Here is a 15,035-nt window from a genome sequence, read left to right as displayed (position 1 = left end):
TCTTGCCGGGCGGGTGCGGGCCGCCATGGGCTGGTCGCGCAGTTCCCCGCGCCCCTGAAGGGGCACGGTGAAGGCCCCGGCGCTGCACAGCACCGGGGCCTCACCCGCGTACAACCGGCTACGCCTCCGGCAGCTTCTCCAGCTGCGCGGTGATGCGGGCGATGTCCTCGTCCGCCTTGGCCAGGCGCGTGCGGATCTTGTCCACCACGTTCTCCGGGGCCTTCGCCAGGAACGCCTCGTTGCCGAGCTTGCCCGTGGCCTGGGCCTTCTCCTTCTCCGCGGCGGCCAGGTCCTTGGCCAGCCGCTTGCGCTCCGCGGCGACGTCGATCGTGCCGGAGAGGTCGAGGGCCACCTCGGCGCCCGCCACCGGCAGGGTCGCCGTGGCCGTGAAGCCCTCGCCCTCCGGCTGGAGGCGGAGGAGCTGGCGGATGGCGGCCTCGTGCGGGGCGAGCGGCGTGCCGTCCAGCGTCAGACGGGCCGGGACCCGCTGGCCGGGCTGGAGGCCCTGGTCGGCGCGGAAGCGGCGGACCTCGGTGATGACCGACTGGAGGGTGGAGATCTCCTGCTCGGCCGCCGCGTCACGGAAGCCGCTGTCGGTCGGCCAGTCGGCGATGACGACCGACTCGCCGCCGGTCAGCGTCGTCCACAGGGTCTCCGTGACGAACGGGACCACCGGGTGCAGCAGCTTGAGGGTGACGTCCAGGACCTCGCCGAGGACGCGCTTGGAGACCTCGGCCGGCTCGCCGCCCGCCTGGAAGACCGTCTTGGACAGCTCGACGTACCAGTCGAAGACCTCGTCCCACGCGAAGTGGAAGAGGGCGTCGGAGAGCTTGGCGAACTGGAAGTCGTCGTAGTACGCGTCGACTTCGGCGACGACGGAGTTGAGGCGGGAGAGGATCCAGCGGTCCGTGGCCGACATGGCCGACGGGTCCGGCAGGGGGCCGTCCACCGTCGCGCCGTTCATCAGCGCGAAGCGGGTCGCGTTCCAGATCTTGTTGGCGAAGTTGCGGGAGCCCTGGACCCAGTCCTCGCCGATCGGCACGTCGACGCCCGGGTTGGCGCCGCGGGCCAGGGTGAAGCGCAGGGCGTCGGAGCCGTACTTGTCCATCCAGTCCAGCGGGTTGACCGCGTTGCCGAAGGACTTGGACATCTTCTTGCCGAACTGGTCGCGGACCATGCCGTGCAGGGCGATGGTGTGGAACGGCGGGGTGCCGTCCATCGCGTACAGGCCGAACATCATCATCCGGGCGACCCAGAAGAAGAGGATGTCGTAGCCGGTGACCAGGACGGAGTTCGGGTAGAACTTCGCGAGCGACTCGGTCTGTTCGGGCCAGCCGAGCGTGGAGAAGGGCCACAGGCCGGAGGAGAACCAGGTGTCGAGGACGTCGGTCTCCTGGTGCCAGCCCTCGCCGGAGGGGGGCTGCTCGTCCGGGCCGACGCAGACGACCTCGCCGTCCGGGCCGTACCAGACCGGGATGCGGTGGCCCCACCAGAGCTGGCGCGAGATGCACCAGTCGTGGAGGTTGTCGACCCAGTCGAAGTAGCGCTTCTCCATCTCCTGCGGATGGATCTTGACCTTGCCCTCGCGGACGGCGTCGCCGGCGGCCTTGGCCAGCGGTCCGACCTTGACCCACCACTGCATGGACAGGCGCGGCTCGATGGTGGTCTTGCAGCGCGAGCAGTGGCCGACGGAGTGGACGTACGGCCGCTTCTCGGCGACGATCCGGCCCTCGGCGCGCAGCGCGGCGACGATCGCCGAGCGGGCCTCCAGGCGGTCCATGCCCTGGAAGGGGCCGTGGACGGTGATCACGGCGTGCTCGTCCATCACGGTGACGGCCGGCAGGTCGTGGCGCTGGCCGATCTCGAAGTCGTTCGGGTCGTGCGCCGGGGTGACCTTGACGGCACCGGTGCCGAACTCGGGGTCGACGTGCGTGTCCGCGACGACCGGGATGGAGCGGTCGGTCAGCGGCAGCCGGATGAGCTTGCCGACGAGGTGCTTGTACCGCTCGTCGTCCGGGTGGACGGCGACGGCGGTGTCACCGAGCATCGTCTCGGCACGGGTGGTGGCGACGACGATGGTGTCGTCCCCCTCGCCGTACTTCATGGAGACCAGCTCACCGTCGTCGTCCTGGTACTCGACCTCGATGTCCGAGATCGCGGTCAGACAGCGGGGGCACCAGTTGATGATGCGCTCGGCGCGGTAGATCAGCTCGTCGTCGTAGAGCTTCTTGAAGATGGTCTGGACGGCCTGGGACAGGCCCTCGTCCATGGTGAAGCGCTCACGCGACCAGGCGACGCCGTCACCGAGGCGCCGCATCTGCCCGGAGATCTGCCCGCCGGACTCGGCCTTCCACTGCCAGACCCGCTCGACGAAGGCCTCTCGGCCCAGGTCCTGCCGGGACTTGCCCTCCTTGCCCAGCTCGCGCTCGACCACGTTCTGCGTGGCGATGCCGGCGTGGTCCATACCGGGCTGCCACAGCGTCTCGTGGCCCTGCATCCGCTTGCGGCGGGTGAGGGCGTCGATGAGCGTGTGCTCGAAGGCGTGCCCGAGGTGCAGGCTGCCCGTGACGTTCGGCGGCGGGATGACGATCGTGTACGGCGGCTTGTCGCTCTTCGCGTCCGCCTCGAAGTAGCCCCGCTCTACCCAGCGCTCGTACAGCGGCCCCTCTACATCGGCCGGCGCGTACTGGGTCGGCAGTTCGGTGTCGGGCGCGGGTGGCTGCTGCTGAGCGTTCTCGGTCACGGGGGTCAGTTTAGAGGTGTCACGGGGTGGTCCCGAAACGCCTTTGTTCTGTAACGGTGCGGCCCCCGGTGCCGTGCCGTTCCCGTGCCTGGGTCAGGATGTCAGGAACACATAAGCTTCTGGAGGGGAACCCAGGAATGAGCAACAACCAGCCGGGCCCGTACGGCCAGCAGCCCCAGCAGCCGGGTCCGTACGGCCAGCAGGGGCAGCCTGGGCCGTACGGCCAACCGGGCCCCTACGGCCAGCCGCCGCAGGCTCCCCAGCCCGGCTACGGCTACCCCCAGCAGACCCCGCAGACCCCGCAGCCGGGATACGGCTACCCGCAGCAGGGCGCGCCGCAGCAGCCCGGCCCGTACGGCCAGCAGCCGAACCCCTACGGGCAGCAGCAGCCGCCCTACGGCATGCCGCAGGCACCGCAGCCGGCCGGGGGCAAGAAGAAGACGGGCCTGGTCATCGGCGCGGTGGCCGTGGTGGCGGCCGTGGCGGTGGGCGCGTACTTCCTGCTCTCCGGCAGCGGCAGCGGCGGCGTGGCGGACGACGGACCGCACAAGCTGACGACGCCGGCGACGGTGCTGTCCGAGTACAAGAAGACGGACGGCAAGGGCGACACGATGACGGAGGAGGATCTGAAGGACGCCGAGAAGTGGGGCGTGCACGATCCGAAGGACGTCAGCGCGGAGTACAAGTCCGGCGACAAGGACAACCCGCTGAGCCAGAAGGGGATCAACTTCGGTGGTGTCTACGGCACCATCGACGACCCCGAGAAGGCCGTCGACGCGATGTTCGCCTACATGAAGACCGAAGCCCAGAAGGACGGCGACAGCGAGGCCGCACTGAAGGGTGAGCCGAAGGCGTACGAGCCGGCCGGGCTCGACGGCGCGGTCCTCAAGTGCCAGCAGGCCACCGCCCCCACCGGTGCGACCAGCGGCGGCCCGAAGCAGGTGACGATGACCATCTGCATCTGGGGTGACCACAGCACCCTCGGCCTGGTCATGCCGATGGACATCGCCAACCTCGCGGCGGGCCGGAGCAGCGACCCGGCGAAGGACGCGGAACTCACCGCCAAGTTCCGCTCGCAGGTCCGCGTCAAGAGCTGACGCGTTCCCCGGCGACATACGAAGGGGCCCCGGTCGGTCGACCGGGGCCCCTTCGTGTGCGTGACGGGTGCGGCTACGCCGTCTTCTGCTCCCCCGAGCCCCGCCCCCGGGCGTCCCTCGGGATCAGGGTCGGGTTGACGTTGGAGAGGACCACGTCGGCGGTGATGACGACGCGGGCGACGTCCTTGCGGGACGGGACCTCGTACATCACACCCTGGAGGACCTCCTCCATGATGGCGCGCAGGCCGCGGGCGCCGGTCTGGCGCAGGATGGCCTGGTCGGCGATGGCCTCCAGCGCCTCGCGCTCGAAGTCCAGCTCCACGCCGTCGAGTTCGAACAGGCGCTGGTACTGCTTGACCAGCGCGTTGCGGGGCTCGACCAGGATCTTCAAGAGCGCTTCGCGGTCCAGGTTGTGGACCGACGTGATCACCGGCAGGCGGCCGATGAACTCGGGGATCATGCCGAACTTGACCAGGTCCTCCGGCATGACGTCCTCGAAGACGTCCTTCGACTCCAGCTCGCGCTTGGAGAGGATCGTGGCGCCGAAGCCGATGCCCTTGGCGCCGGCCCGCGCCTCGATGATCTTCTCCAGACCCGCGAAGGCGCCGCCCACGATGAACAGCACGTTCGTCGTGTCGATCTGGATGAACTCCTGGTGGGGGTGCTTGCGGCCGCCCTGCGGCGGGACCGAGGCCGTGGTGCCCTCCAGGATCTTCAGCAGGGCCTGCTGGACGCCCTCGCCCGAGACGTCACGGGTGATCGACGGGTTCTCGCTCTTCCGCGCGACCTTGTCGATCTCGTCGATGTAGATGATCCCGGTCTCGGCCTTCTTGACGTCGTAGTCGGCCGCCTGGATGAGCTTGAGGAGGATGTTCTCGACGTCCTCGCCCACGTAGCCCGCCTCGGTCAGCGCCGTGGCGTCGGCGATCGCGAACGGGACGTTCAGCATGCGCGCCAGCGTCTGCGCGAGGAGCGTCTTGCCGGAGCCCGTGGGGCCCAGCAGCAGGATGTTGGACTTCGCCAGCTCGATGGCGTCGTCCCGGCCGCTCGCGCCGCCGTTCTCGCCCGCCTGGACCCGCTTGTAGTGGTTGTACACCGCGACGGAGAGCGCCTTCTTGGCGGCCTCCTGGCCGACCACGTAGCCCTCAAGGAACTCGTAGATCTCGCGGGGCTTGGGCAGCTCCTCCCAGCGCACCTCGCTGGTCTCCGCGAGCTCCTCCTCGATGATCTCGTTGCAGAGATCGATGCACTCGTCGCAGATGTACACACCGGGCCCTGCGATGAGCTTCTTGACCTGCTTCTGGCTCTTGCCGCAGAACGAGCACTTGAGCAGATCGCCGCCGTCACCGATGCGTGCCACGGTGTGCTTCCCCTTCGCCTGGGAGACGCCTGGACGCTATGAGTCCAGCGGCTCCTGGTGCTGCCTTATGTCCGACGGTACCTTGCCGGGCCCGGTGTTCGGGCCCCCCTTGGCAGGGTTCACTTTGACGTGCACCGTGCCAAGAGGGGCCCCACGTGCGTGGTTGCGCTGTCAGCGGACCGCGCTGTTGTTCAGCTTGCGGGTGGAGATGATCTGGTCGACGAGGCCGTACTCCAGCGCCTCCTCGGCCGTGAGGATCTTGTCCCGCTCGATGTCCTCGCGGACCTGCTCGATCGGTCGGTTCGAGTGCTTGGCCAGCATGTTCTCCAGCTGCTCACGCATCCGGGTGAACTCGTTGGCGATGATCTCCAGGTCGGAGAGCTGACCGCGGCCGGTGGAGCCGGCCGGCTGGTGGATCAGCACCCGGGAGTTCGGCAGCGCCATGCGCTTGCCGGGGGTGCCCGCGGCGAGCAGGATGGCCGCGGCGGAGGCCGCCTGGCCCATGCAGACCGTCTGGATGTCGGGCTTCACGAACTGCATCGTGTCGTAGATCGCCGTGAGGGCGGTCATGTCGCCACCGGGGCTGTTGATGTAGATCGAGATGTCCCGGTCCGGGTCCATCGACTCCAGGCACAGCAGCTGCGCCATGACGTCGTTGGCGGAGGCGTCGTCGATCTGGACGCCCAGGAAGATCACGCGCTCCTCGAAGAGCTTCGCGTACGGGTCGTACTCGCGGATGCCCTGGGAGGTGCGCTCGACGAAGCGCGGGATGACGTAGCGGCTGTCGGGGCGGGGCCCTTCGTACATGCCGCTGGCGGCGCCGGGGAAGTTGCTCATGGGGTTCACCGTCCTGGTGGCGTTCGGGGGGCTGGTGTCTCGGCGGTGCGTGGCGTGGCCGGACCGGTCAGGCACCGGTGCCGCCGCCTCCCGGAACACCCGAGGCATGCGTGATGATCTCGTCAATGAGACCGTACTCCTTGGCCTCCTCCGGGGTGAACCAGCGGTCGCGGTCGCCGTCGCGGATGATCGCCTCGACCGTCTGGCCCGAGTGGAGGGCGGTCAGCTCCGACATGCGCTTCTTGGTGCGCATCAGGTACTCGGCCTGGATCTTGATGTCCGAGACCGTACCGCCGAGGCCCGCGGAGCCCTGGTGCATCATGATGTCCGCGTGCGGCAGGGCGAAGCGCTTGCCGGCCGCGCCGCCGGTCAGCAGGAACTGGCCCATCGAGGCGGCCATGCCCATGGCGATCGTCACCACGTCGTTCGGGATGTACTGCATGGTGTCGTAGATCGCCATGCCGGCCGTGACCGAGCCGCCCGGGCTGTTGATGTAGAGGTAGATGTCCTTGTCCGGATCGGCGGCAAGGAGCAGCAGCTGCGCGGTGATCTTGTTGGCGATGTCGTCGTCAACCTGCTGGCCGAGGAAGATGATCCGCTCGTTGAGCAGCCGGTTGTAGACCTGGTCGCCGAGGCCACCACCGATGGAAGGCTCGCCGGCGGCGGAGGGCATCAGATTCGTCACGTATCCACCTGCTCGTCTTACGACGGCGCCGGGCCGTCTCATTGTTCTGCCTTTCATGGACCCTAACGCGACGTTCCCTCCGGGGAATCCCGGTAAGTGAGCTGTTCGCTGTGAGCGCAGGTCGCTCCGCGGGGGCGCCGCGGAATGCCCGCCACGGCCGTGCCGGGGCAGGCGGCGGGCGACGGGTCCGGGGGAAGCCGACGGGCCCCGGGGGAAGCCCCCAGGGCCCGTCGTACGTGCCTCACAGGCGCCGCGGGGCCGCTCAGCCCTCGGTCTTCTCCTCGGCGGAGTCGGACGCCTCGGTGGCCTCGGCCTGGGCCGGTGCCTCCTCGGTCTCCTCCTCGTCGTCCAGGTCGACGACCTCGCCGTTGGTGTCCTTCACCGTGGCGGACTCGACCACGACGGCCAGGGCCTTGCCACGGGCGACCTCGCCGACCAGCAGCGGCACCTGGCCGCCCTCGACGACGGCCTGGGCGAACTGGTCGGGGGACATGCCGGAGGAGGCCGCACGCCGCATGAGGTGCTCGGTGAGCTCCTCCTGATTGACGTTGAGGTTCTCCTTCTTGACCAGCTCGTCGAGGACGAACTGGGTCTTGATGCCCTTGACCGCGGCCTCGCGGGTCTCGGTCTCGAACTCCTCGGCGGTCTTGCCCTGGATCTCCAGGTACTTGTCGAGGGTGAGGCCCATCTGCGCGAGCTGGTGGTGCTCCAGGTTGTGCTTGCGGGTGTTGATCTCGTCCTCAAGGAGCTTCTCGGGGACCGGGACCTCCACCAGCTCCAGCAGCTTCTCCAGGACGCGCTCCTGGGCCTGCGTGGCCTGGTCGAACTGCTTCATGTTGGTGAGGCGCTTGCGGCTGTCCGCCTTCAGCTCCTCCAGGGTGTCGAACTCGGAGGCCAGCTGCGCGAACTCGTCGTCCAGCTCGGGCAGTTCGCGGGCGGCGACCTGGGTGACCTTGACGGTGACCTCGGCCTCCTTGCCCGCGGCGGAGCCGCCCTTCAGCTCGGAGGTGAAGGTGGCCTCCTCACCGGCGGACAGGCCCTTGACGGCGTCGTCGATGCCGTCCAGCAGCTCGCCGGAGCCGATGGTGTAGGAGACGCCGTTGGCGATGCCGTCCTCCAGCACCTCGCCGTCGACCTTGGCCTCCAGGTCGATGGTGACGACGTCGCCGTCCTCGGCGGCGCGCTCGACGGGAGAGGTCGACGCGAAGCGCTCACGGAGCTGCTCCACGGACTTCTCGATGTCCTCGTCCGTCACCTCGACGGCGTCGACCTCGACCTCGATACCGGAGTAGTCCGGGATCTCCAGGGCCGGGCGGACGTCGACCTCGGCGGTGAAGTTCAGCGTCTCGCCGTCCTTCAGCTCGGTGATGTCGACGTCGGGCTGGCCCAGCGGGCTCAGCTCGGCCTCGTTGACCGCCTCGGTGTAGAACTTGGGCAGCGCGTCGTTGACGGCCTCCTCCAGCACCGCACCGCGGCCGAACCGCTGGTCGATCACGCGGGCCGGGATCTTGCCCTTGCGGAAGCCCTTCACCGTGACCTGCTGGTTGATCTTCTTGTACGCCGCGTCGAGGCTGTCCTTGAGCTCCTCGAAGGGCACCTCGACAGTGAGCCGAACCCGGGTCGGGTTCAGGGTCTCCACGGCGCTCTTCACGGTTCGGTCTCCTTGTGGCTGACTTCTCGGGTTCTGCCGGAGCCCGATGGGTCCGGCGGATTTCGCCGCCCGGAGGAGTACGTAGGCCGTGAGGGCCGGGACACACGGGCGCGCAGCTTGCATAGTAACCGCAGCCGGTCAGCGCCCCAAAAGGCGATCACCGCGACGTCACTGAGCCGGACGTCACGAGCCGGTGGTCGGGGTGGCGGGATTTGAACCCACGGCCTTCCGCTCCCAAAGCGGACGCGCTACCAAGCTGCGCCACACCCCGTCTGGTGCGACACGTAGGGTACATGCCCCGGCCCGATCCGTCGGCCGCATTCTCCGGGGCGGGACGCGCGGTGCGACGGGGCCGACTCGTTGGCCTCGGCGGCGGGCGACCCGCTACGATGCCTTACGTGCCGCGGTCACCGACCTGCGGCGCACTGCTGCGGGCGTAGCTCAATGGTAGAGCCCTAGTCTTCCAAACTAGCTACGCGGGTTCGATTCCCGTCGCCCGCTCTGGATGCCGAAGGCCCAGGTGAGAGGTTGTTCTCCTCTTCCTGGGCCTTCGGCCGTCACTGGGGCGGATCAGCCCTCCGTGCCCCCTGCGTGTGCCTTCGGCCGGGATGGAGGGGGCGCCGTCGCCGACCGCGGATCCGTCGCGGCGCATGCGGGGGACACGACCATGGGCCGATCAAACGTGGGAGTGAGATGGACGAGCGCGAGCGGTGGGATTTGCGGGCCGAGGGCGGCGTGGGGCCGCTGCGGTTCGGGATGTCGCCGGCAGAGGTTGCCGAGGCACTGACGGTCTCCGAGCCGGAGGCACGGGTGGGCGGCCCGTACGGCCAGGAGGACTTCCCGGGCGGCGTGAAGGCGTTCTACGACGCGGGCAGGCTCGCATGCGTCGCGCTGGATGCGGTCGCCGGACCGCAGGTCTTCCTGGCAGGCTTCCCGCTGGCGGGCAGCGATCCGGCGCAGGGGCACCAGTTCCTCCTGGACCACGCCGCCGAGCACGGGAACTGGGTGCTGTACACACCTGACGCATCGCTCTCCCTGACCGATCTCGGGATCCTCCTTCGTGAGCAGCGGGTCGGGGAAGCGCTCCTTACGCGCCCGCTCTTCGTGAAGGAGGAGTGGTTGGAGTCGGAGTACCACCGCGACCGCCTGCCGCTGGAAGGTGTCCCGGGCTGAGCGCTCGACGTGCGCGCGGGAAGCAGGACGCACAGGGCGCCGCCGGACAGGACGGGGACCGCCGTGGTGCTGTCGTCGCGGTCGCGGAGCGTGCCGGTGACCTTGCGGGTGCGCAGGTCGGCGGCGGCGCGCCGGACGGCGGCGGGGCCAGGTGGCGAAGGTGGTGGGCGGGTCGCCACCGGCACGAGGTGGCTCGGATGTGTCCCGGTGGAGCACTCCGGCCCGGTGGCGAGTGCGCGCGGTCGGACGGGGTGGAGCGGGCCGTGTCGGCGGGCGTGGGTGCCGAGGTCCTCGCCGGGGATCAGAGGGGCGGCCGTCCAGGGGTGCGGTCCCTCGGCGGGTGCCGTGAGGGTGTCGCGGGCGGCGGTCACCCCGCTGCGGAACCGGACGCGGCGGCCGGAGGCAGCCCGGCGCCCTACCCCGTACGTATCCCCCGTTGCCGGCGTCGTCCGGCCTGTTCAGGACCCCCGCTCCGCCGCCGGGTCAGAACCTGATCGAGTTGATGGACTCCGCTATCGAGTTCAGAAACCGGTTGATCGACGGCGCCATGCCGGTCGAGGCGAGGAAGAAGCCGAAGAGGATGGCGACGATCGCTGGGCCGGCCTTGATGTTCCCCCCTCGGATCAACACCACCAGGATGATCGCCAACAGCAGCACCACAGACAGTGAAATGGCCACAACTGATCACACCCTCGGTCGGTCCGCTCTCCCGGCCCGGAGGTACGGCCCGCGCACCCCCGCCAGAACCATCGTGCCACCAACGCGCCCCCGGTATGCGGGTCCTGACGCAACGCCGGACGGGTACACATGCGCGGGACACCTCGCACAGGAATGCGACCGGCGACGCGGTCACGAAATCCACACGAATTCCAGGGACTTCGTTTCAATAACCACGCAATGCACGGGGCGAGGAATCCGCGTACGGGACACCGAGGCGCCGTATGCCCGAATTAGTCTGTATTAATCGGTACATCCAGGGCGAACGGGCGACACCTGTGTGCCCATCATCACGTGGACCCGGATGGCAAGTTCGGTGAATTACGGGGTACCCGCGCTGGATAACCAGGAATGACAGTGCGGGTTTTACGGAATCCCACAGCCGACGCTAGGGTGCCTGAGATGTTCGACGCCGCAACGTCCCCCGGCCACAGCCGCAGGCCGCTCCCCCCGGCACAGCCGCCGGTGCGCGGAGTGCCCGACCGGCGAACCCCGACGCACACGCCGGAGCAGTCGCGGACCGACAGACCGGGCAGACAGCGTGACGCGTTCTTCGACAACGCCAAGTACCTCGCGATCGTGCTGGTGGCACTGGGGCACTCCTGGTCGGCCATCAAGACCGACAACCGGGCCCTCGAAGGCCTGTACAACGTCGTGTACACCTTCCACATGCCGGCGTTCATCGTCATCTCCGGCTACTTCTCCCGCAGTTTCGACATGCGCCCGGACCGGCTGAAGCGGCTGGTCACCGGCATAGCCGTCCCGTACCTGCTGTTCCAGATCGCCTATTCGCTGTTCCGGCGCTACGCGGGCCACGCCGACGACCCGATCAGTCTCGTCTCGCCCTACTACCTGACCTGGTTCCTGTGCGCGCTGTTCATCTGGCGCCTGACCACCCCCCTGTGGAAGCTGGTCCGCCGGCCGCTGCCCCTCGCACTGGGCATCGCCATGGTCGGATCGGTCACCCCAGGCCTCGACGACAACCTGGACCTCGGCCGCGTCCTGCAGTTCCTGCCCTGCTTCGTCCTCGGCCTGCTGCTGAAGCCCGAGCACTTCGCGCTGATACGCCGGCCCGCGGTGCGGGTGCTGTCCGTACCGGTGTTCGCCGCGGCCCTGGCCGTCGGCTGGTGGACGGTGCCGCGCGTGGACGGCGGATGGTTCTACCGGCAGAGTTCGGCGCAGGACATCGGTGCGCCCTGGTGGACCGGACCGCTGATGACGCTGGCCATGTTCGGTTGCGCGCTGCTGCTGACCGCCTGCTTCCTCGCCTGGGTGCCGGGCCGCCGGACGTGGTTCACCGCGCTCGGCGCGGGCACGCTGTACGGCTATCTGCTCCACGGCTTCGTGGTCAAGGGCACGCTCTACGCGGGCGGGTTCGACCTCGCCGAGCGGTACGGCGCCCTGGGCACGGTCGCCGTCACCGTCCTCGCGGCCGCCGCCGTCACGGTGCTGTGCACCAAGCCGGTGCAGCGCGTCTTCCGCTTCGCGATGGAGCCGAGGATGGAGTGGGCGTTCCGGGAGGACGCGGCCGAACTGGCCCGCGAGCGGCAGAAGCCGCGGGAGACGGTCGGCGTCTAGCCGGCCCCGCCCCGTCCGCAACCCGCCCGTCAGCTACCCTGCCCGTCCGCAACCCGCCCGTCCGCAACCCGCCCGTCCGGAACCTCGCTCAGGCCCGGGAACCGAGAAGTGCGCGTGTCCTGGCGTACTTCTCGGTCAGCCGTTTCCGGGTCGGCTCGTCGAGCGCCGCCAGCCGCCGCGGGTCGGCGTTGTGCGCCAGGTCGGCCTCCTTCACCAGCAGCGCGCCCGGGGTGGCGAGGATGCGGCGCGTGTACGCCTCCAGTTCCTCCCCGGGCCGCTTGGTGAGGGCGTCCACGATGGCCTTGGTGCGCGGGGTCAGGGCGGCGGCGGCCAGCCATTCCCGGCTGAGCGCGTCGTCCTCGACGGAGTCGTGCAGCCAGGCCGCCGCGATCTGCTCCGGGTCGCCGCCACGGGCCCGCACTCCCTCGGCGACGGCCGCGAGGTGTTCGGCGTACGGCTGCCCCGCCTTGTCGGTCTGCCCCTCGTGGGCGGCCCGCGCGACGGCCTCGACCTCCGCGAGCGTGAGCTGGGTCATGGCTCCAGTGTCCCTCTGCCCCCGTACCCGGCGCCCCCGCGGAGAGCGACCCGGCCCGGTGAGCGGGTCAGCGGCCGTTCGCCGTCGGCTGGCGGCAGATCAGGAGCAGCGCGCGGTCGTCGTTGACGTCCTTGGCGACCGCCTCGATGAGGTGCCAGGCGGCGCCGTGGAAGCCGCCGGCCACATAGCGGTCGGCCTCGCCGGTGAGCCGGTCGATGCCCTCCACGATGTCCCGGTCGGAGGTCTCCACGAGTCCGTCGGTGAACAGCATCAGCACGTCACCGGGGCGCAGCGAGCCCTTCACGGGGTCGAACTGGGCGCCGTCGTACACGCCGAGCAGCGGCCCCTCGGCGGTCTTCTCCTCCCAGCGTCCGCTGCCCGCGCTGAGCTGGAGCCCCGGCGGGTGCCCGGCGGAGTACAGCTCGTAGTCCCCGGAGTCGAGGTCCAGCACCAGGTGGATGGAGGTGGCGAAGCCCTCGTCCCAGTCCTGGCGGAGGAGGTAGCCGTTGGCGGCCGGGAGGAAGGCGTGCGGCGGGAGCGAGCCCAGCAGGCCGCCGAACGCGCCGGACAGCAGCAGGGCGCGCGAGCCCGCGTCCATGCCCTTGCCGGACACGTCGGTGAGCACGGCCTCCAGCGTCCGGCCGCCGTTGGTGCGGGCGGCGACGACGAAGTCACCGGAGAAGGACTGGCCGCCCGCCGGGCGCAGCGCCATCTCGTGGTGCCAGCCCTGCGGCAGTTTCGGCAGCTTGCTCTGCACCCGGATCCGCTCGCGCAGGTCGAACAGCATGGTGCCGCCGCGCCGCCAGGGCACGCCGACCCGGCTGCGGAACTGCGCGGTCAGCAGCCCGAAGAAACCGCAGGCGGCCACCACCAGGACCACGCCCGGGGTGACCCGGGAGGGACCCTCGGTGTACGGGCCGAGCTGTACCGACTCCACGATCAGCGCGGTGGCCGCCGCCGCGTACAGGCCGAGCAGGCTCGCCGGGCGCAGCAGCAGGCCGCCGGCGACGATCGGCAGCACCAGGGTGGCCGGGGAGCACCACACGGAGTCGAGGAGGGTCATGGTCGCGAGGACCGGGATCATCAGCAGCAGTCCGGCGAAGGCGATCCAGTCGGAGCCGTCCCCGCGGAAGTAGTCCACGGCGCTTCTGCGCAGCCCGACGCGGGCCCGGTGCCACTGCATCTTCCACCGGGCCGTGAACGTCTCGGCCTTCGCGCGCCGCTGTCGTCCTGCTGCCATCAGTTCGCGACCCTATCCAGCGGACCGGCTGCTTGGCACGGGAGGTCCCACTTGTCCCCCTGTGGGATTCCGCTTCGCCGCTCGTCGGCCGGGTTCCGGCGGGCCGGGCCGGGGCGAAAATCACTGGCTCGTCCCCCTTCGCCCTGATAGGCATGGCGCATGGGGACTGAGAGCGGGACCGAGTTGAGGACACTGCGCCCGGAGGAGTTCGACCCGTGGTGGGACCATCTGGTCCGCGCGTTCGGCGGCGGGGCGGCCTCCGCCGAGGAACGGGAACTGGACAAGTCACTCACCGAGTTCCACCGTTCCCTGGCCGCCTGGGACGGGGACGCGCTCGTCGGCACGTCCGGGGCCTTCAGCTTCCGGATGACCGTGCCGGGCGGGGCGGTGGTGCCCACCGCGGGCGTGACGATGGTCAGCGTGGCCGCGACGCACCGGCGGCGCGGGGTGCTGACGTCGATGATGCGGCGGCTGCTGGACGACGCGCGTGGGAAGGCCGAGCCGCTGGCCGCGCTGTTCGCCTCCGAGCCCGCGATCTACGGCCGCTTCGGGTACGGCGCGGCGACCTCCCAGCTCATCGCCGAGATCGACACCGGCCGGGTGACCCTGGCGGTGCCCGAGGGCACCGATGAGCCGCGCCTGCGCTACGCCGCGCCCGCCGAGGTGCTGGCGCAGTGCGAGGCGGTGTACGCGGCCCTGGTGCCCCGGCGCCCGGGCATGTTGGCACGGCAGCCCGGCTGGGAGCGGGCCGCGCTGCTCGACCCGGAGAGCGAGCGGGAGGGCGCGTCGGCCCTGCAGTGTGTGGTCGCCGAACGGGACGGTGAGATCACCGGCTACACGCGCTTCCGTACGAAGATGGGCTGGGGGCGCAGCGGTCACGACGGCACGGTGACCCTGGAGGACCTGGCCGCGCTGGATCCGGCGAGCGAGGCGGCGCTGTGGCGCTTCCTGTTCGGCATCGACCTGATGACGACGCTGAAGATGCGCGCCCGGCCGGTCGACGACGCCTGGCAGTACCTGGTCTCCGACATCCGCCGCTGCCTGCCGCAGCAGCGGGACGCCGGGTACGTCCGGCTGGTGGACGTGGGAGCGGCCCTCACGGCCCGTACGTATCTGACGCCCGTCGACGTCGTGTTCGAGGTGGAGGACGCCTTCTGCCCGTGGAACGCGGGGCGTTGGCGGCTGACCGGCGATCCGAAGGGCGCGTCCTGCGAGCGGACGGCCGACGCGGCCGATGTCGCCCTGTCGGTGCGGGAGTTGGGCGCGGCGTATCTGGGCGGGGCGACCCTGCTGTCGCTGGCGGCGGCCGGGTGGGTGCGGGAGCTGCGGCCGGGGGCGCTGACGGAGGCGTCGGTGGCGTTCGGCTCACCGGTGGCCCCGTGGCTGCCCCACGGCTTCTAGGGTCTATTTGGATCAGGC

At 70.0% G+C, this 15,035-nt stretch carries 12 protein-coding genes and 2 tRNA genes; 5 read left to right on the top strand and 9 right to left on the bottom strand.

The genetic code is table 11. The annotated features are described in order from the left end of the window. Window positions 1-118 precede the first annotated feature (118 nt). Window positions 119-2,743, bottom strand: coding sequence for a valine--tRNA ligase (locus ACH4LD_RS02155; protein WP_398053289.1), 2,625 nt, complete (start codon window positions 2,741-2,743; stop codon window positions 119-121). Between the two features lie 137 nt (window positions 2,744-2,880). Between ACH4LD_RS02155 and ACH4LD_RS02150 the strand changes: the two genes are divergently transcribed. Beyond that, window positions 2,881-3,840, top strand: coding sequence for a hypothetical protein (locus ACH4LD_RS02150; RefSeq protein WP_398053288.1), 960 nt, complete (start codon window positions 2,881-2,883; stop codon window positions 3,838-3,840). A gap of 73 nt (window positions 3,841-3,913) precedes the next feature. Here ACH4LD_RS02150 and clpX read toward each other — a convergent pair whose 3' ends face one another. The 5 genes from clpX to ACH4LD_RS02125 all read right to left on the bottom strand — a co-directional run bounded on the left by clpX (window position 3,914) and on the right by ACH4LD_RS02125 (window position 8,644). Next, window positions 3,914-5,200, bottom strand: a complete 1,287-nt coding sequence (gene clpX / locus ACH4LD_RS02145) for an ATP-dependent Clp protease ATP-binding subunit ClpX (RefSeq protein ID WP_030648610.1) — start codon at window positions 5,198-5,200, stop codon at window positions 3,914-3,916. 171 nt (window positions 5,201-5,371) lie between these two features. Beyond that, on the bottom strand, window positions 5,372-6,037 hold the full coding sequence (locus ACH4LD_RS02140; protein ID WP_030648613.1) for an ATP-dependent Clp protease proteolytic subunit: 666 nt from the start codon (window positions 6,035-6,037) through the stop codon (window positions 5,372-5,374). Window positions 6,038-6,104: 67 nt separating this feature from the next. Next, a complete protein-coding gene (locus ACH4LD_RS02135; protein WP_051009690.1) occupies window positions 6,105-6,710 on the bottom strand; it encodes an ATP-dependent Clp protease proteolytic subunit in 606 nt (201 codons plus the stop codon). A gap of 274 nt (window positions 6,711-6,984) precedes the next feature. Further along, window positions 6,985-8,373: a trigger factor gene (gene tig / locus ACH4LD_RS02130; protein WP_398053287.1), complete on the bottom strand. Its 1,389-nt coding sequence runs from the start codon at window positions 8,371-8,373 to the stop codon at window positions 6,985-6,987. 194 nt (window positions 8,374-8,567) lie between these two features. Next, a tRNA-Pro gene (locus tag ACH4LD_RS02125) sits at window positions 8,568-8,644 on the bottom strand. A gap of 159 nt (window positions 8,645-8,803) precedes the next feature. Between ACH4LD_RS02125 and ACH4LD_RS02120 the strand changes: the two genes are divergently transcribed. Then, window positions 8,804-8,874, top strand: a tRNA-Gly gene (locus ACH4LD_RS02120). A gap of 192 nt (window positions 8,875-9,066) precedes the next feature. Continuing rightward, complete coding sequence (locus ACH4LD_RS02115) at window positions 9,067-9,546, top strand: hypothetical protein (RefSeq protein WP_398053286.1); 480 nt, start codon at window positions 9,067-9,069, stop codon at window positions 9,544-9,546. Window positions 9,547-10,029: 483 nt separating this feature from the next. Here ACH4LD_RS02115 and ACH4LD_RS02110 read toward each other — a convergent pair whose 3' ends face one another. Beyond that, on the bottom strand, window positions 10,030-10,224 hold the full coding sequence (locus ACH4LD_RS02110) for a hypothetical protein (RefSeq protein ID WP_030648672.1): 195 nt from the start codon (window positions 10,222-10,224) through the stop codon (window positions 10,030-10,032). Between the two features lie 441 nt (window positions 10,225-10,665). Between ACH4LD_RS02110 and ACH4LD_RS02105 the strand changes: the two genes are divergently transcribed. After that, on the top strand, window positions 10,666-11,841 hold the full coding sequence (locus ACH4LD_RS02105) for an acyltransferase family protein (protein WP_398053285.1): 1,176 nt from the start codon (window positions 10,666-10,668) through the stop codon (window positions 11,839-11,841). 88 nt (window positions 11,842-11,929) lie between these two features. Here ACH4LD_RS02105 and ACH4LD_RS02100 read toward each other — a convergent pair whose 3' ends face one another. Next, entirely contained in the window at window positions 11,930-12,376 is a 447-nt protein-coding gene (locus ACH4LD_RS02100; protein WP_398053284.1) for an HD domain-containing protein, read from the bottom strand. 67 nt (window positions 12,377-12,443) lie between these two features. Next, window positions 12,444-13,616, bottom strand: a complete 1,173-nt coding sequence (locus ACH4LD_RS02095; RefSeq protein ID WP_132786264.1) for a PP2C family protein-serine/threonine phosphatase — start codon at window positions 13,614-13,616, stop codon at window positions 12,444-12,446. Between the two features lie 159 nt (window positions 13,617-13,775). Between ACH4LD_RS02095 and ACH4LD_RS02090 the strand changes: the two genes are divergently transcribed. Then, complete coding sequence (locus ACH4LD_RS02090; RefSeq protein ID WP_398053282.1) at window positions 13,776-15,017, top strand: GNAT family N-acetyltransferase; 1,242 nt, start codon at window positions 13,776-13,778, stop codon at window positions 15,015-15,017. Window positions 15,018-15,035 lie beyond the last annotated feature (18 nt).

Origin of the sequence: Streptomyces sp. NPDC017676 (genome assembly GCF_044329325.1) — a bacterium.
GTDB lineage: Bacteria > Actinomycetota > Actinomycetes > Streptomycetales > Streptomycetaceae > Streptomyces.
The sequence above is the reverse complement of the archived record's forward strand: the minus strand, read 5'-3'. Positions and strand labels throughout refer to the sequence as shown.

Bases quoted from the DNA above. Each gene is read 5' to 3' on its own strand.
- ACH4LD_RS02150 (WP_398053288.1), top strand. From the start codon at position 2,881: ATGAGCAACAACCAGCCGGGCCCGTACGGCCAGCAGCCCCAGCAGCCG.
- ACH4LD_RS02140 (WP_030648613.1), bottom strand. From the start codon at position 6,037: ATGAGCAACTTCCCCGGCGCCGCCAGCGGCATGTACGAAGGGCCCCGC.
- ACH4LD_RS02135 (WP_051009690.1), bottom strand. From the start codon at position 6,710: ATGCCCTCCGCCGCCGGCGAGCCTTCCATCGGTGGTGGCCTCGGCGAC.
- ACH4LD_RS02115 (WP_398053286.1), top strand. From the start codon at position 9,067: ATGGACGAGCGCGAGCGGTGGGATTTGCGGGCCGAGGGCGGCGTGGGG.
- ACH4LD_RS02105 (WP_398053285.1), top strand. From the start codon at position 10,666: ATGTTCGACGCCGCAACGTCCCCCGGCCACAGCCGCAGGCCGCTCCCC.
- ACH4LD_RS02100 (WP_398053284.1), bottom strand. From the start codon at position 12,376: ATGACCCAGCTCACGCTCGCGGAGGTCGAGGCCGTCGCGCGGGCCGCC.
- ACH4LD_RS02095 (WP_132786264.1), bottom strand. From the start codon at position 13,616: ATGGCAGCAGGACGACAGCGGCGCGCGAAGGCCGAGACGTTCACGGCC.
- ACH4LD_RS02090 (WP_398053282.1), top strand. From the start codon at position 13,776: ATGGGGACTGAGAGCGGGACCGAGTTGAGGACACTGCGCCCGGAGGAG.